The sequence below is a fragment of the Sphingomonas sp. Leaf339 genome (assembly GCF_001426195.1).
In the GTDB taxonomy this organism is placed as follows: domain Bacteria; phylum Pseudomonadota; class Alphaproteobacteria; order Sphingomonadales; family Sphingomonadaceae; genus Sphingomonas.
The window spans coordinates 307,075-325,649 of record NZ_LMRS01000012.1 but is presented as its reverse complement, the minus strand read 5'-3'; the positions used below and the strand labels follow the sequence as shown (position 1 = coordinate 325,649).

General features: G+C 64.1%; 12 protein-coding genes. 3 read left to right on the top strand and 9 right to left on the bottom strand.

The window, feature by feature from the left end; genetic code table 11:
- Nucleotides 1-21: 21 nt before the first annotated feature.
- Nucleotides 22-1,506, bottom strand: coding sequence for an MFS transporter (locus ASG67_RS08335; protein ID WP_056528198.1), 1,485 nt, complete (start codon nt 1,504-1,506; stop codon nt 22-24).
- A gap of 344 nt (nt 1,507-1,850) precedes the next feature.
- Here ASG67_RS08335 and ASG67_RS08330 point away from each other — a divergent pair, with 344 nt between their 5' ends.
- Genes ASG67_RS08330 through ASG67_RS08320 form a run of 3 tightly spaced genes read left to right on the top strand, consistent with a single transcriptional unit; the run spans nt 1,851 to nt 8,200 of the window.
- Nucleotides 1,851-3,668 carry an alpha-amylase family glycosyl hydrolase gene (locus tag ASG67_RS08330; protein ID WP_056528195.1) on the top strand — a complete coding sequence of 606 codons (1,818 nt, stop codon included), beginning with the start codon at nt 1,851-1,853 and terminating at the stop codon, nt 3,666-3,668.
- A gap of 60 nt (nt 3,669-3,728) precedes the next feature.
- The gene (locus ASG67_RS08325; protein ID WP_056528192.1) at nt 3,729-4,607 is read left to right on the top strand and encodes an ABC transporter ATP-binding protein; all 879 of its coding nucleotides are present in this window, start codon (nt 3,729-3,731) and stop codon (nt 4,605-4,607) included.
- Nucleotides 4,608-4,618: 11 nt separating this feature from the next.
- On the top strand, nt 4,619-8,200 hold the full coding sequence (locus ASG67_RS08320; protein ID WP_056528187.1) for an ABC transporter permease/M1 family aminopeptidase: 3,582 nt from the start codon (nt 4,619-4,621) through the stop codon (nt 8,198-8,200).
- A gap of 7 nt (nt 8,201-8,207) precedes the next feature.
- Here the strand turns inward: ASG67_RS08320 and ASG67_RS08315 are convergent, their stop codons facing one another.
- From ASG67_RS08315 to ASG67_RS08280, 8 genes are all read right to left on the bottom strand, one after another.
- Nucleotides 8,208-8,585, bottom strand: coding sequence for a hypothetical protein (locus tag ASG67_RS08315; RefSeq protein WP_056529127.1), 378 nt, complete (start codon nt 8,583-8,585; stop codon nt 8,208-8,210).
- Nucleotides 8,586-8,780: 195 nt separating this feature from the next.
- Complete coding sequence (locus ASG67_RS08310; protein ID WP_056528184.1) at nt 8,781-9,395, bottom strand: TetR/AcrR family transcriptional regulator; 615 nt, start codon at nt 9,393-9,395, stop codon at nt 8,781-8,783.
- 48 nt (nt 9,396-9,443) lie between these two features.
- Nucleotides 9,444-10,499 (bottom strand): LacI family DNA-binding transcriptional regulator, encoded by a 1,056-nt coding sequence (locus tag ASG67_RS08305; protein ID WP_056529124.1) that lies wholly within the window; start codon nt 10,497-10,499, stop codon nt 9,444-9,446.
- A 17-nt stretch (nt 10,500-10,516) separates the two neighbouring features.
- Nucleotides 10,517-11,992, bottom strand: coding sequence for a tryptophan halogenase family protein (locus ASG67_RS08300; RefSeq protein WP_156460732.1), 1,476 nt, complete (start codon nt 11,990-11,992; stop codon nt 10,517-10,519).
- A gap of 26 nt (nt 11,993-12,018) precedes the next feature.
- Nucleotides 12,019-13,041 carry a cupin-like domain-containing protein gene (locus ASG67_RS08295; protein ID WP_056528177.1) on the bottom strand — a complete coding sequence of 341 codons (1,023 nt, stop codon included), beginning with the start codon at nt 13,039-13,041 and terminating at the stop codon, nt 12,019-12,021.
- Nucleotides 13,034-13,750, bottom strand: a complete 717-nt coding sequence (locus ASG67_RS08290; protein WP_056528174.1) for a SapC family protein — start codon at nt 13,748-13,750, stop codon at nt 13,034-13,036. Before ASG67_RS08290 ends, ASG67_RS08295 begins: the two co-directional genes overlap by 8 nt.
- A 1-nt stretch (nt 13,751) precedes the next feature.
- Nucleotides 13,752-15,317, bottom strand: coding sequence for a tryptophan halogenase family protein (locus ASG67_RS08285; RefSeq protein ID WP_056528171.1), 1,566 nt, complete (start codon nt 15,315-15,317; stop codon nt 13,752-13,754).
- An 87-nt stretch (nt 15,318-15,404) separates the two neighbouring features.
- On the bottom strand, nt 15,405-18,443 hold the full coding sequence (locus ASG67_RS08280; protein WP_056529121.1) for a TonB-dependent receptor: 3,039 nt from the start codon (nt 18,441-18,443) through the stop codon (nt 15,405-15,407).
- Between the last annotated feature and the right edge of the window lie 132 nt (nt 18,444-18,575).

The following is an 18,575-nucleotide window of genomic DNA, read 5'->3' as shown; positions in this document are numbered from 1 at the left end:
GCCGCTAAGTGGACAGCGCGGTCATGCCCGCTTCGGTACGCGCAGCATCGCCGCCGCCGCCATCAGCATCACCGCCGCCGCGATCAACATCGCCCAGATCGCTTCCCCCGGAAAGAAGGTGCGGACCACCTCGCCCATCACCGACGACACGATCAGCTGCGGCAACACGATGAAGATGTTGAACAAACCCATATACACACCCAGCTTATCCTGCGGCAGCGCGCCAGACAGGATCGCGTAGGGCATCGTCAGGATCGATGCCCAGGCAATGCCGATCAGCACCATCGATCCGATCAACAAATATTGGTCGTGCACCACGAGGAAAGACGCGAACCCCGCCGCCCCGCAGATCAGGCCGATGATATGCGTGTCCCGCCGCCCGATCTTCGCCGCCAGTGACGGCAGCACGAACGCCCAGATCGTCGCCACGCCGTTATACACCGCAAACAGAACGCCGACCCAGTTCGCCCCTTGGTTATAAGCGGCACTCGAGGTGTCCGTCGTCCCGAAGACGTGCTGGGTGACGATCGGCGTCGTGTAGATCCACATGATGAACAGCGCCGACCATGAGAAGAACTGGACGAGTGCCAATTGCCTCATCGTCGCCGGCATCGCGGTCAGATCCTCGACGATCTGGCTGAGCACTTTGTCGCCATTCCCCGATCGCAGCAGCGCGGCGTTGACGAGCAGAGCAACGCCGAACGCCACCAGCCCGCCGCCCAGCAGATACATCGGCTTGTCCAGCCCGAACTGCGCCACCGCCGCGATGACGATTGCGCCCATTGCTATCCATAGCGGCGCCAGCCGTGCGCCGGTGGTGGCGGTCGCCGAGCCGCCATGGATATACTCCACGGCATCCGCGTCCTCGAACGCCGCCATCTGCGCCGGCGAATATTCCTCCGTGGTCAGTACCGTCCACAACACCGCGAAGAACAGCGCCAGCGCCCCGATATAGAATCCATATTGCACCGATGGCGGAATGCCGCCGGCCGGCGCGACATTGGCGACCTGGAACACGTCGGTCAGGATGATCGGCGCCAGACTGCCGACCACCGCACCCGCGCCGATGAAACCGGTCTGGAACGCATAGCCCGCCGTTCGCTGGCGGCTGCCCAGCATATCGCCGACGAAGGCGCGGAACGGCTCCATCGAGATGTTCAGCGATCCGTCGAGCATCCACAACAAAGCCGCCGCCACCCACAACACCGGCGCATTCGGCATCGCCAGCAGCCCGATCGTCGCCAACATCGCACCCGCCAGAAAATACGGCCGCCGCCGCCCCAGCCGCCCCCAGGTCCGGTCGCTATAATGGCCGATCACCGGTTGAACGAGCAGCCCGGTCAGCGGCGCCGCGATCCACAGGAAGGCAAGATCGTCCACGGACGTGCCGAGCGATTGGAAGATCCGGCTGACATTCGCATTCTGCAACGCGAAGCCGATCTGGATGCCGAAGAACCCGAATGAGATGTTCCACAGACCCCAGAAACCCTGATGCGGCTTCTCCATCCCCGCCCTACTCACGGTATCCGGTCCCGACCGTGATCGGGTGCGGCGAAACGACGCGGCGCGCATGGGTGATGGATGTCGACTGACACGGCACGGTCACGGCGGTTCGATCCTCTCGGTCAATACCGCCTTGGCGACGGTTTGTCGGCGGCAGCATCGACCAGGAAGCCGCCCGCCGTCAACGCGCCCGATGCAACCCGGACCATCACGGCTGTGCAACAACACAAAGCGACCAGATTAAATACGAATGTCACCTTATTGGCTTTCACTCCAACGGGATTCAGTGAATCACGGGCAGCAGCGACCGGCACACAAGATTGCTGGCCTTCTTGGGGAGAGATGTCATGAAAAGTATCGCCACGGCTCTTTCAGCGCTGCTGCTCTCGATGCCCGTGGCGGCGCAGACGCCCCCTGCGGCGGACTATCGCCAGCGGTTGCCGCAAGACGAGGTGATCTATTTCGTCCTGCCCGACCGGTTCGAAAATGGTGATCCCACCAACGATCGCGGCGGCTTGAAGGGCGGGCCGCTGGCGACCGGGTTCGATCCGACCCACAAGGGCTTCTATCACGGTGGCGATCTTAAGGGGCTGACCCGCCGTCTCGATTACATCCAGGCGCTCGGTGCGACGGCGATCTGGCTCGGCCCAATCTTCAAGAACAAGCCGGTGCAGGGCGCGCCGGGCAAGGAGTCGTCCGGTTATCACGGATACTGGATCACCGATTTCACCGCCGTCGATCCGCATCTGGGTACCGAGGCGGATATGCGCGCCTTCGTCGATGCGGCGCATGGGCGGGGGATGAAGGTCTATATGGACATCATCGTCAACCACACCGCCGACGTGATCCAATACAGCGAATGCCGCGAAGGCATGCCATGTCTCTACCGCGATCGCGCCGCCTACCCGTATCAGCGGCGCGGCGGCGTCAGGGGCAGGGCGATCAACCCCGGTTTCGTCTGCGACAGCGTCGGCACCGCGAGCAACTTCGCCGCGCTCACCGACCCGACCTACGCCTACACGCCCTATGTGCCGGCGGCGGAAAAGACCGTGAAGGTGCCGGCGTGGCTGAACGACCCGATCTATTATCACAACCGCGGTGACACGACGTTCCGTAACGAGAGTTCGACGATGGGCGACTTTTCCGGCCTCGACGATATCATGACCGAAAACCCGCGTGTGGTGGCGGGGATGATCGATATCTTCGGCGACTGGATCGACCGGTTCAAGGTGGATGGTTTCCGCGTCGATACCGCCCGCCACGTTAATCCTGAATTTTGGCAGGCGTTCGTCCCCGCCATGCTCGCCCGCGCCAAGTCGAACGGCATCCCGAATTTCCACATCTTCGGCGAGGTCTCCGATCACGACGTCCGCCCCGCCGTGCTCGCGCAGCATACGGTGGTCGACAAGTTTCCGGCGGTACTCGATTTCTCGTTCCGGCAGGCGCTGGTCGAAACCATCGCCGGCACGCGCGGGACGGACGCGTTCGAGGCGTTGTTCGCCGGCGACGCGCTTTATGCGAAAGGCATCGATACCGCCGCCATCCTGCCGACCTTCAGCGGCAATCACGACGATGGCCGCTTCGCCACCTTCGTCCGCCGCGCCTTCCCGAAAAGCTCGGACGACGAGATACTGAAGCGCGTCATGCTGTCGAACGCGATGCTGCTGACACTGCGCGGCGTGCCGACGATCTATTCCGGCGACGAACAGGGTTTCGTTGGCGACGGCGGCGATCAGGACGCGCGGGAGGACATGTTCGCCAGCAAGGTCGCGGTCTATAACGACAACCACCTGATCGGCACGACCAAGACCACGGCTACCGCCAGCTTCGGCGAAACCAACCCCCTGTTCCGCCAGATCACCGACTTAGCGAGGCTCCGCGTGACGCATCCCGCTCTGACCCGCGGCCATATGTTGATCCGCGCCCGGCGGGAGACACCCGGCCTGTTCGCCGTGTCGCGCTTCGATCCGGTGTCGGGCCGGGAGGTGCTGATCGCGTTCAACACCGCCGCCACACCGATTGAACAACCGGTGCAGGTCGACACCGCCTCGACTGCGTTCACCACGCTCGCCGGCACCTGCGCCCCCCGCGCCGTCGCGCCCGGCAGCGTGATGCTCAGCCTGCCAGCGTTCGGCTATGCTGTTTGCGCCGGGGCGCCACGCTAGCCCGCTTTACATCAACAACACACCTGTTAGCTTGCCGTCCGAATCATCGGGGGATGGCGCATGCTGCGGATCGACAAGCTGGCCCATGTGTACGGCAACGGCACACAGGCATTGGACGGGGTGGATCTGGTCATCCCGGCCGGCATGTTCGGTCTGCTCGGTCCCAACGGCGCGGGTAAGTCCACGCTGATGCGAACCATCGCCACGCTACAGGCCCCGACATCGGGCAGCATCGTGTTCGACGGTATCGACGTGATCGCCGAACCGGAACGCTTGCGCCGGACGCTTGGCTATCTGCCGCAGGATTTCGGCGTCTATCCGCGCGTGTCGGCATACGACATGCTCGATCATATGGCGGTGCTGAAGGGCGTGGCCGGGCGCGGTGAGCGCAAGGAGACGGTCGAGGGCCTGCTCCAGCAGGTCAATCTCTGGACCGTCCGCAAAAAGGCGCTGGCCGGTTTTTCGGGCGGCATGCGCCAGCGGTTCGGCATCGCGCAGGCGCTGATCGGCAACCCCAGACTCGTGATCGTCGACGAACCGACCGCCGGCCTTGATCCCGAGGAACGTAACCGCTTCCTGAACCTGCTGGGCGAGATCGGCGACGAGGTCGTCGTCATCCTGTCGACCCATATCGTCGAGGATGTCGCCGATCTCTGCCCGCGCATGGCGGTGCTGGCGGGGGGCCATATCCTGCTGGAGGGCGCACCGCTCGACCTGATCGAACGGACGCGGGGGCATGTCTGGCAAAAGGCGATCGGCCGCGGCGAACTGGACGATTACCGCGCGCGCTATCAGGTGATTTCGACCCGGTTGTTCGCAGGCCGCACGATCATCCATGTAATGCATGATGGATCACCGGGCGACGGGTTTGATCCGGTCGCGGGCGGGCTGGAGGACGTATATTTCTCGACGCTCGACGCCTCGCGTCGCGCCGCCTGAGGGCCGCTGCCATGTTTGCCGGCGTCTTCACGTTCGAGCTTCGCTATCAGCTGCGCAACCCGGTGTTCTGGGTCGCGGTCGTGATCTTCTTCCTGCTCGCGTTCGGCGCGGCGACGGTGGACCAGATTCAGATCGGATCGGGCGGCAACGTACACAAGAATGCGCCGTTCGCGATCGCGCAGATGATGCTGATCCTCAGCCTGTTCTACATGTTCGTGTCGACCGCCTTCGTCGCCAACGTCATCGTCCGCGACGATGATAGCGGGTTCGGCCCGATCGTCCGCGCGACCCGGATCACGCGCACCGCCTATGTCTTCGGGCGTTACACCGGCGCGTTCGTGGCGGCGGCGCTGGGCTTCCTCGCGATCCCGCTGGCGGTGTGGATCGGCAGTCACATGCCGTGGATCGATCCCGAACAGGTGGGGCCTAACAGCCTGTCCTATTATGCGCTGCCCTATCTGTGGCTGGCGTTGCCCGACCTGTTCCTGACATCTGCGCTGTTCTTCGCACTGGCGACGACGACGCGGTCGATGATGGCGACCTATATCGGCGTCGTCGCGTTCCTGATCGTCTGGACGATCGCGACCGTCGTGCTCGATCGCAACCCGGCCTATGAATTGGTCGGCGCTTACGGTGAGCCGCTGGGCTTCGGCGCGGCCTCGTACATGACTAAATATTGGACGGCCGCCGACCGCAATACGATGGCGCTGCCATTGCAGGGCATGTTGTTGTGGAACCGGGTGTTGGCGATCGGTATCGGCGGTGCCGCGCTCGTGTTCGCCTTCGCGACGTTCCGCTTCGCCGACAAGCCCACCCGCCAGAGCCGCCGCGCGCAGCAACTGGCCGCGCGGGCCGCGGCGGAGGAGATGCCCGCCACCGTCGCCCGCCTGCCCGATCCCCGGTTCGACCGCGCCACCGCCTTCGCGCAATTGGGCGCCCGCACCCGGCTCGAAATGGTGCAGGTGTTCAGGAGCCCGGCATTCTTCGTGTTGATGGCGCTCGGCCTGTTCAACGCGATGGCGGCGCTGATCGATCTGGGTGAGGTGTTCGGCACGCCCGTTCTGCCCGTCACCCGCGTCGTCATCCGCCTGCTGGAGGGATCGTTCGGGTTCATCCCGATCATCATCGCGATCTATTACGCCGGCGAGTTGGTCTGGCGCGAACGCGACCGCAAGACGCATGAGATCATCGACGCCAGCGCGATTCCCGATTGGGCCTTTGTGATCCCGAAGGCATTGGCGGTGATGCTGGTCCTGTTCGCGACCTTGCTGATCAGCGTCGCGGGTGGCGTCGTGATGCAGTTGATCCACGGGTACAGCGATATCGAATTCAGCAAATATCTGCTTTGGTACGTCTTGCCGACGACGGTCGATTTCACGCTGCTCGCCATCCTGTCGGTCTTCGTTCAGGCACTCAGTCCGCACAAGTTCGTCGGCTGGGGGATCATGGTCCTCTACGTCATCACCAGGATCACCTTCGCCAATCTCGGCTATGCCGACGTGCTCTACAATTATGCGCGGGTCCCGGCCGAACCGCTGTCGGACATGAACGGCGCCGGCGCGTTCTGGATCGGCGCATGGTGGGTACGGCTGTACTGGACGGCGTTCGCGGTCTTCCTGCTCGTCCTGGCGCATGTGTTGTGGCGGCGCGGCACCGAGACGCGGCTGCGGCCCCGGATCGCCCGGATGCCGCGTCGGCTGGCCGGTGTGCCGGGGGTCATCGCGCTGGCGGCGCTGATCGTCTTCGCTGGCACCGGTGTGTGGATCTACACCAACACGCATGTCTGGAACGAGTATCGCACCACCGTCTCCGACGATGACTGGCTGGCCGATTACGAACGGACGCTGCTGCCCTATGAAAAGACGCCGCAACCCGCCGTCCAGTCGGTCCGCCTCGCCATCGACCTGCGGCCGCACCAGCCCCGGATGACCGCGACAGGTACGATGACGCTGGTCAATCTTCAGGCGCAGCCGATCCGTAACCTGCATATCCGGCTCGGCGACCGCCTGACCCGGCTGGTATCGCTCGACGTGCCGGGCGCGACCGTCCTGCGCGATTATCCCAAATTCCAGTATCGCATCTACCGTCTGCCCGCGCCGCTGGCACCCGGCGCCACCACGACGATCGCATTTCGCAGCGAACGGGGACAGCGCGGCTTCCCCAATGGCCGCGGCGACACGCGGCTGGTCGATAACGGCACCTTCCTCGACAACAGCGAGTTCGCGCCGATCATCGGCATGTCGCGCGCTAACCTGCTCCAAGACCGCGTGAAGCGACGCAAGCACGGCTTGCCCGGCGAACTGCGCCCGCCCAAGCTGGAGGATCTCGCCGGTACGCGTCGCAACGGATACGGTATGGACTGGGTTAGGACCGACATCACCGTCTCCACCGATGCCGACCAAACGCCGATCGCCCCCGGTTACAAGCTGGCCGACACCACCGCCGCCGGCCGCCGCACCGCGCGGTTCGTGGTCGATGCGCCGATCCTCAATTTCTATTCGGTGCAATCGGCGCGCTATGCCGAGCGGCATCGTCGCCATGACGGGATCGATCTGGCGGTCTATTACGACGCCCCGCATGGCGCGAACGTCGACCGGATGCTGGCCGCCTTCGCGCACGGCCTCGATTATTTTCAGCCAGCGTTCGGGCCATATCAGTTCCGGCAGGCGCGGGTCATCGAGTTTCCCGATTACGCGCAGTTCGCTCAGGCGTTTGCCGGCACCATGCCCTATTCGGAGGGGATCGGTTTCATCGCGGACCTCTCCGATCGCGACAAGATCGATTACGTCACCTATGTCACCGCGCACGAACTGGCGCATCAATGGTGGGCGCATCAGGCGGTCGGCAGCGACAATCAGGGCTCGACCATGCTCACCGAGACGCTGGCGCAATATTCGGCGCTGATGGTGATGGAGAAACTGTACGGCCGCGACCAGATCCGTCGCTTCCTGAAGTATGAACTCGACCGCTATCTAAAAAGCCGCGGTGGCGAGGTGATCGAGGAACTGCCGCTCGACCGCGTCGAAGACCAGCCATACATCCATTACCGCAAGGGTTCGTTGGTGATGTACCGGTTGAAGGATGAACTGGGCGCCGACCGGGTGAACGCCGCTCTCAAACGCTATGTCACCCGCTACAAGTTCAAGGGCGCACCCTATCCGCGCAGTCTCGACCTGATCGCCGAATTCCGCCGCGGTGCGACGCCGGCGGAGAATGCGTTGATCTCCGACCTGTTCGACCGCATCACGCTATACGATATCAAGACGACGTCGGCGGTGACACGGCGTCTGCCAGACGGAAACTGGGAAACCGCGCTGACCGTCGATGCGCACAAGCTGTACGCCGACGGGCGGGGTAAGGAGCGGGAGGCACCAATGGCCGAGCAGGCCGAATTCGGCGCCTTCACCGCGATGCCGGGCCGGGGAAAATTCGCCGCGACCAACGTGCTGACGATCAAGCGGCTGCCGATCCGCACCGGTGTTCAGACGATCCGCCTCGTCACCCGCGCCAAACCGTCATTCGCTGGCGCCGACCCCTATAACACCCATATCGATCGCAACGCCGACGACAACGTGATCACCACCGGCGGGTAAGGCGGGATCAGGCTTCAACGATCCGCAGGCCGGTGACGCTCATGACCAGCGTTTCGACCTGCGCCGCCGCGAAGCCGGCCGCCACGAATTGCTCCACCTCGGTGACCGGCAGTGCAAAGCCACGGTGCCAGGCATGGACCGCCAGCCGCCGCAACGCCTCCAGCCGGGGATCGGCCAGCGCGGATGCGACGCCGAAACCGAACAGGCTGCCCATTGCCCGAGACAGACGGCTAGGCCGCGCCAAACTGCGCAGCGTATCCCGCTTGGCGAGCGCGATGACGCTCCATTCCAGTGCGGAGAAGCCCGCCGCCACGGGGGCCTTGGCCACCATGGTCCGGCTCATGCCCGGCGCGGAGAAGGCATTGTCGAGGTCGAGATAGGCCACGGGACGTCCCCTGTTCGATCTGGGCGAGCGCCGGGGTTTGTCGATGACCATCCATCGGCATGCCGTCAGTCGCTGGGTTGAAATGACAGGGCGACACATTGTGTGTTCGTATCCCATCACTGTGTAGCTTCGTTACCAATCGGTATATAAAGCCATCGGCACCGCGTCAATCTGCTTTTGTACCGTGCGGTATTTTTATTTGGTCGGCCACACCGACAGGCTGGTTTCGACCAATTGGTCCAGTTCTGCACACGTCGCCCCGGACCCGCCCTGAATCGCCAGTCCTTGCATGATCGCGAACAGGTAACGCGCCAGCGCCGGCGCCTCCAGTCCGTCAGGGAACTCCCCGGCTGCCTTCGCTTCCTCGAACCGTCGGATCAGCGCCGCTTCCGACGATGCCCGCCGTTTCACGACCTCTGCCTTGATCGCTTCCGCCTCCGCGCCGCACGCAGCCGCGCTGATGACGCCCAGACACCCCTTCGGATCGCAGGTGCTCGTCTGGATTGCCAGACCGCCACGCAGCAGCCGCTCCGCCACGCCGCGCGCGGTCGGCGCATCGAGGGCGGACGTCATATATGCCAGCTTCTCGCGCTCATAGAGGTCGAGCGCCTTGTGAAACAGCGCCTCCTTGTTGCCAAACGCCGCATACAGGCTGGGTTTGGTGATCCCCATCGCCGCGGTCAGCTCGGCCATCGACGCAGCCTCGTAACCGTTGCGCCAAAACACGCGCAATGCCGCCGCCAACGCATCGTCCAGATCGAACTCACGCGGGCGGCCCTTAACGGCCGTCAGGGAACACATACTTTTCATACCGAACGGTATATAGGGCTTGTGTGCGCCACGTCCAGCCGGGTTGCGTTATCGCCCCGCCGGTGTTGCCGTCGACTGGCGCAACTGCAGCCCCGCCGGCACCACCACGGGCATCGCTGGCATCGGCTCGCCCGCATAATCGCCGATGATCAGCTCCACCGCGCGCGACGCGACATCGGCGATCGGTTGCATCACCGCGGTCAGCGGCGGATGCGCCAGCCGCGCGATCGGCGTGTCGTCGAAACTGATCAGCGACAAGTCGCCGGGCACGCTCAGCCCCCGTTCGCGCATCAGATCCAGCGTAGCGAGCGTCATCTGGTCGTTACTGGCGATGATCGCGGTCGGCGGATCGGGCAGGGCGAGCAGGCCGATCGCCGCCGCCCGTCCGGACGCGTGACTGAAATCGCCGGTCGCCAGCAAATCTTCGTCCGCAACGCCGGCGGCCGCCATCGCCGCGCGCCAGCCGGTCACGCGCCAGCCGCTCAGTTCGTACTCCGCTGGCCCGGCGATGAAGCCGATGCGCCGATGGCCCAGAGCGAGCAGATGCTCCGTCGCCAACCGCGCCGCGCGCTCGTCGTCCATGATGAGCGTGAAGCCCGGTCCCTCGTGCAGCGACCCGATCCGCGCGAAGCGGATGCCCTGCGCATCCAGCAGCCGGATGATGATCGGATTGCCCGAATGCGGCGGCGTCAGGATCACGCCATCGGGCTGCAACGCCGCGATCGCCGCCAATAATTCACGCTCGATATGGTCGCTATGCGTGTCGACCAGCTCGACGATCAGGCGATAGCCGTGTTCCGCGCATTTCAGCATCCCGCCCAACAGCATCTGGTCGACCCAGTCCGTCCCCTGCCGGTTGCGCCAATCGGCGATCGTCCGCTCGCGATCGTTCAGCGCCAGGATCAGGTACGATCGCGACCCGCCCATCCGCTGCGCCGCGATCGAGGGGACGTAACCCAACTTCTGGATCGACGCCTGCACCCGCGCCATCATCTCGGGCCGGACATTGGGTTCCTTGTTGATGACGCGGCTGACGGTCTGCAAAGACACGCCGGCATCAGCCGCGACGTGTTTGATCGTCACCGCCTGTCGTCGCCGTGTCACCCGCGCCCCACCGCCGCTCACGCCGCCATGGCACCGCAATATCGCGCGACATAGGCGGCATGGTCGGGCAGTCCCGCCACCGTCCGGCCCACTTCGTCACGCAGCGTCGTGAGCAACCGCGCCAATTCTTCATCGCGCAGCTTGCCGACGATCGGGTGAAAGGCGCGCGGTATTATCCCCTGGCCCATCATCACCTGCACCCAGCTGTTCTCCGCGAACAGTTCGTCGTTCTTGCGAAACACACGGCCAGTTTCGCGAAACAGTTCGATCTTCTGGTCTAGCGACTCCGGGATCACCATCGCCCCACATTGCCGCCAGAACGCGCTGTCGCGCCGTTCGGTCGCCTTGTAATGCAGGATCAGGAAATCGCGGATCTGCAACATGTCGGTATGCTGCTGGTCGTTGAATTCGGCTACGTCACGTTCGCTGATTGCTCCTGTCGGGAACAGGCGGAGCAGTCGCAGCACGGCGCGCTGGATCAGGTGGATGCTGGTCGATTCCAGCGGTTCCATGAACCCGCCCGACAGGCCGATCGCGATGCAGTTCCGGTGCCATTGCCGCCGCCGCGCACCCGTCACGAAGCGTAAGCGGTTCGGCTCGGTCAGCGTCCGTCCCTCGATATTGCCCAGCAACCGGTCGAGCGCCGCGTCATGGTCCAGATACCGGCTGCAATATACGATGCCGTTACCGGTGCGGTGCTGCAACGGAATGCGCCATTGCCAGCCCGCGTCATGCGCCATCGCCCGGGTATAGGGCACGGCAGGGCGAACGCTTTCGGTCTGCACCGCGATCGCCGCATCGCAAGGCAGGTAATGCGTCCAGTCGTCGAACCCTGCATGCAGCGCCTGCTCGATCAACAGCGCGCGGAAACCGGTGCAGTCGATGAACAGATCACCCTCGATCCGCGCGCCTGATTCAAGCACCAGCGCGGCGATATCACCACGCTCGCCGTCCAGCTCGACCTGCGCGATCCGCCCCTCGACCCGCGTCGTGCCGTCCGTCTCCGCCATTCCGCGCAGGAATTTCGCGTAGAGCGTGGAATCCAGTTGATAGGCATAATTCACCCGGTCGTCGGGCAGGTGCGCGAACTTCCCCTGCATCGCTGCGACCAGCTCCAGGCAATATTCGTCGTATGACTGGAGATGGCCTTTCTCCTGTCCGTACAGCCAGAAATGCTGGAACCCGGCTGACCAGTGATCCTTGCCGGTCAGCCCGAACGAATGGAAATAGCGATGGCCGCGCTCCTTCCAGTCGTCGAACAGAATGCCGAGTTTGAATGTCGCCTGCGTGGCGCGCATGAAATCGGCTTCATTGATACCCAGCAGCCGGTTGTAGGTGACGAGCGGCGGGATCGTGGATTCGCCGACCCCAACCGTGCCGATCGCATCCGATTCCACCAGTGTCAGCTCGACCGTGCGACCCATCGTGCGCGCGATTGCCGCCGCGGCCATCCATCCCGCCGTACCGCCGCCGGCGATGACGACGCGGCGCATCGAACCCCCTTGCACGGAACCGACGCTCATCGGCTCAGCGCCCGCAACAGGAAAGCACGGATGCGGCCGGCACTTTCCGGCGTCATCGGCGCCAGAACGCTGCGTGCCGCCTCCGGGATATGCGCCGTCACGCCAGCGTCGTTATCGAACACATAATAATCGAACATCTCGCGCCAGTGTCGCTTCTCGTCGTCGGGCAGATCGCGGATCGCGAGCATCGTATGGTTCAGCGCATCCTGCGGCTGGCCCAGCCACCGCGGCGTCTCGCGCCACCAGTAATTCACCAGCACGTTGAACGGGTCCAGCCCCTCGACATGATGCCACCACAGCGACGGCATATAGATCGCATCCCCCGCCGCCAGATCGGCGACTGCACCGTGGGACAGGGCCTCGCGAAAACGGGGATGGCGGTCGAAATCCGGCGCATGGAAATCCACCATGCTCACCGCGCGACCCGCCGGCGTGTTGTCGACCGGCCCCAGATACAGGTTGCGGAACTGCTCGCGCGGAAAGACCGTGAAGCGTCGCCGACCGACCGCGACGCAAGCCAGATTATGCGGCACGTCGTTATGCGCGGCAATGCGCGTACGCGTCCCCATCCAGATGCTGGCGAGCGCCGTGCGCTCGCCCAGATCGACATGATTGGCCTCGTGCAACCCGGTGAAGAACTCGGCGAGGTCGATCGAGGCAAGGTAGATCGGCGGCGCCACCGCCTTGTCCTCGCCCGCCGCAATCTGCGCGAATATCTCGGGCAGCTTCGCGCGCAGTGTCTGGAAATTCATCCCCAGCTTGTCGTCGTAGAACAGCCGCCCGCCGCTCTGCGACGCGCCCACCGACACGGTGAAGGGCAGGTCGCGGGCATGGCGGACGATATAGTCCCGCGCGTCTGCGCCCGACTGCCGACCCGCCGCCACCAGCGGCCAGTCGTCGACCAGCCCACGGATCACCACCGGGTCGGTCCGCTCGCGCAGCAACGCGTCCAGCGCCGACGGGCCGTCGACCGTCACCTCCGGCAGGCGGGGCAGGGCGGCGAAGATGTCCTCAGCCATGTCGGCCGCGTCGGTTCTTGCGCGCGACCAGATCGCCGATATTGCCGAGCGAGGCGATCGCCATGAACATCGGCATCAGATGCCCCGCCCCGTGCAGGTCGCCCAGCGCCGCCGCGTCCAGCGCCGCCAGCCGCTCCTCGTCGATCACATGGAAGCCTACCAGCCGGTTGGTCGACCCGTCGTCCAGCGTGATCTCCAGCGTCAACGGTTCGAGCAGGTCGTACCGGCGCAGCGCGGCAAAGAAGCCGGCCGACGCGACATACCCCTCGTCCAGCGCGCGCAACTGGCCGATGACGCGTTCCAGAAACGGCGTCGGCCGGTCATGCTCGTCGAACACCCGCACGCCATCTTCATGGCCGACGCGCGAACTCGCCATGTCGATATGCACCTGCCGCGCGTCCGATTCCTCGCGGTGACGCCCGATCAGAAACGGCTGGATATCGATCGCCAGCGGCCGATACCGCGCATCCCAGCGATCGCCGTCGAAAAACAGATTCTCACCATTCTCGAACCCGAACAACGCCAGCGCGGTGAACTCGCCGCTCTCCTGATTCAGCCGGAACAGGATCGGATATTCGTTCTGCACCCGCCGGAACTCGGTCGGCACGGTGATGCACGACATCGCCGCGTCGCTATTATCGGGCGCATGATCGGTGCGGATGCGCAGGTCGCGATGGGTTTCAGCGGCGAGGATCACGTGGTCGGGCATGTCAGGCGCTATGTTCCATGGCTGGCGCGGCGCGGACATCGCGCAACGCATCAAGATAGGCACGGTTGGTCGGCAGGCTGGCGACGAGCATCCGCGCACGTTGCTCCACACCTTGGAACAACTGACCCAGATTCACCCGCGCGTTCCCCCGCACGATCGCCGGGCCGGGCGGAGGAAAGCCCATGCCGTACAGCACATATTGATAACTGGCGGCAGGAAACACCTCGTCGATCATCCCGAAATCCGTGCGCGATGGCGGCTGGTGACACCACACCTGCAAAAGCTCCGCCAGCCTTGGCGGGATCGTCGCAGCTTCGCGGTGATCCCGCCAATAGGGCTCATCACGCCGGCTGAGCACATAATGCAGCTTCAGGAACTCCACGATCCGGTCCCAGCGATAGCGGAACAGCACGTCGAAGCGAGCGGCATGGATGTCCATCACACCACGCGTCGCCGGAAAGTTATCGAGCAACGCGTCCAGCGACAGTTCGATCAGCACGATCGCCGATGCCTCCAGCGGCTCCAGAAACCCCGCCGACAACCCGACCGCCAGACAATTGCGCACCCAGAACCGCTCGCGATGCTGCGACCGGAAGGTCAGCCGCCGTACCGACAGCGCGTCCATCTCGACACCCGGCGCGGTCCGATCGAGATACGCCGCCAGCGTCGCCGCCGCGGCGTCACCGTCCATATGCGCGGACGAATAGACACATCCCACGCCCCGCCTCGTCGGTAGCCCGATATCCCAAATCCAGCCGGCCCCATGCGCGGTCGCGTTGGTCTGCGAGGCGATCGGCGATCCTGGCGCCACCGGCACCTGCACCGCCAGCGCCCGGTCGTTGAACAACTCGCCGCTCCGGTCGATCACCCCGACGCCATATTCGCCGCCGATCAGCAGCGCCGCATGGCCGGTGCAATCGAGGAACAAATCGCCACCGATCGCACCCGACGCCCTTGTCCGTACCGCTGCGATATCGCCGCCCGCCGCCTTGTCGACGCCGACGACATGGTCGCGGACATGACGCACGCCGAACCGCTCCGTCGCATGGCGCGTCAGCAACGCGGCAAATTTGGCCGCATCTAGGTGATAGGCATAGTTCAACGCCCCGGTATAACCCGGCATCCCCCGCTGCCGCGGTGCCAGATCGCGCGAACAGACATGCGGTTGCACGCCGACCATTGTCGCAAAGTCGGCACCCGTCCCGTGCTCACGCCATGCCGCCACGGCTGCCGCCGGATCGGCCTCCACCGGTGCCACGAAGGGATGCAGATAGCTGTCGCCGGCCGCTCCCGTCACCCATCCGTCGAACCGCGAACCCTGCTTGAACGACGCATCGCATGCGGTGAGGAATTCGGCTTCGTCGATGCCGATCCGCGCCAGCGTGCGCCGCATCGTCGGCCATGTTCCCTCGCCAACGCCGATCGTCGGCACGTCCGGCGATTCGACCAGTGTGACGCTCAGCGGCGCGGTCGCTGCCGGATCGGCCCGCGCCGCAATCAGGCACGCCGCCAGCCAACCGGCGGTGCCGCCGCCGACGATCACGATATGGGCGACTGGCGTATCCACCGTGTTTCCCGTCTTCTCTGGGCCCTGACCGCTAAAGACCTGCCGTCCGGAGGCGGGAAAAGCCACCCCGTCGGCAGGTCCATCGCATCAAAACGAGAACCGCATCCCCGCCGAATAGCGCGCATAGCCCGGTTGCACGAACGTCACGTTGTTTTCCGATCGGCGATGCCCGCGTCGGCTCGAACCAGTCAGGTTGATCGCCTCGACGAACGCCGTCAGTCCTTTCGTAAACTCGTAACTGGCACTGGCATCGACCTGGCCATAGGCCTGGACGTAGAACGGATTGAGCCCGGTGCCCGACAGGAACTTCGCTCGCCAGTTGTACGCAACACGCGCCTGGATGCCGTTCTTGTCATAGTATCCGACCGCGTTGGCGCTGTCGCTCAACCCCACCAACGCAAACTGCGTGACCGACGAGGGCAGGGCGTTGTTATACCGGGCGTCGCCATTGACGATCGTATAGTTCAGGATGGTCCCGAACCCGGTGTCCCAGAACTGATGCTGGATCGCGAATTCGAACCCTTCGATCTTGCCCGTCTGGTCGCTGTTGACCGGCGTTCCGATCTGGAAATTGACCGGATCGTCACCTGCCACGCCGAAGATGTCACCGGTGATGAACCCCGTCGCATCCCGCACGAAACCACCCGCCGCGTTCAGGTTCGGCCGTGTGGTCGTGGGGAAATTGGTGAAGATGTAATCGCGGATCGCTCCACCGCTGGCATTCGCACCCAGTGCAGCCACCGCCGCGCGGTATCGCGGACCGGATGCGGGATTGGTCAGGTCGAAGGCCGGCGTATTCACCTGCGTCGACGAGATGAAATTCTCCACATTCTTGTGGAAATACCCGACCGAGATGTAGCTCTCACGCGAATAATACCATTCCGCCGACAGGTCGATATTCTTCGACTTGTACGGGATCAGGCCGGGATTGCCCTGCTGCCCCGTGCCGCCACCGACACGGAACAGCTGGTCGATCGTGCGCCCGCCCTGCAGGCTGGCATAATCGGCGCGCGTGATCGTATGGCTGTATGACGCGCGCAGCTTCACGTTCTCGATCGGCTGCATGTCGAAATCGAACGCGGGCAGCCAGTTCTGATATTCGCCCTTGAACCGGGTAAAGGCACTGGCGCCCGAATAGATCACGCCGAACTCATTCTGCGACACCCACCGCGTGCCCGATGGCACCGGCACCAGCGCCGACGAATTGACCAGCGTCTGGTCGTACCGCACGCCCGCGATCAGGTGCGCGGGGCGGGAGAACAGATCGAACTTGTTGTTGATCTGGATGAACGGCGACAGCGTCTTTTCGGTCGTCCGCCGATCGGTCGTGAAGGGTGCGCGGCAGTCGTTGTCACCGCCGCACGTCTTGTACAGCCGGTCGATCAGCTCCACCATCCGCTCGAAATCGAACGTATAGAATTGCTTGATGATCGTCGGATCGTTCGCGCCGCCCAGCCCGTCGAACTTGTCGGGGACATTGGCCAGATGGAAGATGTCGTCGGGAATGTCCGATGCCGGCCCGGCGCCGCCCCAGGTATCGTTCTGGATCACACCGTACGCCGACCGCACCTTGTTGTTCACATACGACACGCCGAAATCGATGCTGTCCAGGAATGCGCCGTCATGGTCGTAATGACCAGCCAACTGCACCTGGTTGATCCGGTCCTTAAAGTATGAATTACGGAACGCGTTGCCGGTCGGCGTGATCAGCGACACGTTCAGCGGATCTATGCCGGGGTACATATTGTACGACAGCACCGGCAGGTAATTCTCGAAATTGATCGTCTGGTTCTGGATGCCGAATACGGCATTGCCCACCGACACGCTGTTGCCATACCGGTTGGTGGGCTTCGATTCCGCGGTCGAGTGATGCGCGTCCAGCGTCATCGTCACGCCGCCCGGCGCATTCCACGTCAGGTTGCCACCCAGCGACTTGTTCTCGCTGCGGCTGGCGGTCAGCGCGCCGCTGTACGCCAAGTCCTTGCCTTCGTTCGCCCCGAAACGTTCGGTGTAGAACACGGGGCCGGCGACCGGACCATCGGTCCACGCGCTCGACGTGTCGTTGTGATTGAACCAGATACCGACGCTGCTGTTGCGGCCCTCGATGTCGTTGCGCGAATAGGTGTAATCGACCGTCGCGGTCAGATCGTCGACCGGCCGGAATTGCAGGACGAGCTGGCCGTTGATCCGCTCGCGATCGATATCGGTGAAATCATATCCGGCGTTCTGCGGCACTTCGTACACGTCGGTCGCATCGGGCCGGTTGGTGATGTTCGCCGCGCGAGGATCGCCCGGCTGCGCCAGCGAGCCCCAGTTGTTCTCGGACCCCAGATACCCGTCGCGATACCCGACGCTGGCGTTGTTCACGCTCGCCTTGCGCCGCTGATAGATGCCGGTCAGCAGTACGCCGATCCGGTTGTCGGCGAACGTGCTGGAGATGATACCGGACACTTCCGGCGTGATCGGGTCCTTGCCGTTGCGCGATGTATCCAGCACGCCCTTGGCGGCGACGCTGCCGCGAAAACCGGGCTTGTCGAGCGGGCGGGGCGTGCGGATGTTGATCGACGATCCGATGCCGCCCGACGGCACGGCGGCGCGGCCGGTCTTGTACACCTCGACCGCCGAAATCCCTTCCGACGCCAGATTGGCGAAATCGAACGAGCGCGATGATGGCGCGCTCAGGCCATCACCCAGCGACGATGTCGGCATCTGGCGACCGTTCAGCGTGACCATGTTGAATTCGGGCCCGAAGCCGCGAACCGTGACGAACGATCCTTCGCCGTTAGACCGGTCGATCGACACTCCGGTGATCCGCTGCAGCGATTCCGCCAGATTGGTGTCGGGGAACTTGCCGATGTCCTCGGCCGAGATCGCATCGACGATGCCCTGGCCGTCCCGCTTGATATCGACCGATTCACGCAGCGACGCGCGGATGCCGGTCACGACGATGTCATCGCCCGTCGTCGGTTCGCTGGTCGTAGGTGTATCCTGAATATCGGAAGAGCCGGGATTGCCGAGTGTCGCCGCTGCGTCCTGTGCCACGGCCATACCGGGCAGGCCGACCAGCGCGAGCGCCGATGTGCCGATAACCAAACGCGATAGCGAGCGAGCCGTGAAGCCACGCATCATAATCCTCCCCTGCAGCCGACGCCGGTTGGTCCGCGCCGTTCTCCTGTGAACGTTCACTTTGATCCTTTGGGCAAACTTGTCAAGGCGCCGGGAAGACGCAGATCGAAAAATTGTGAACGTTCACTTCGA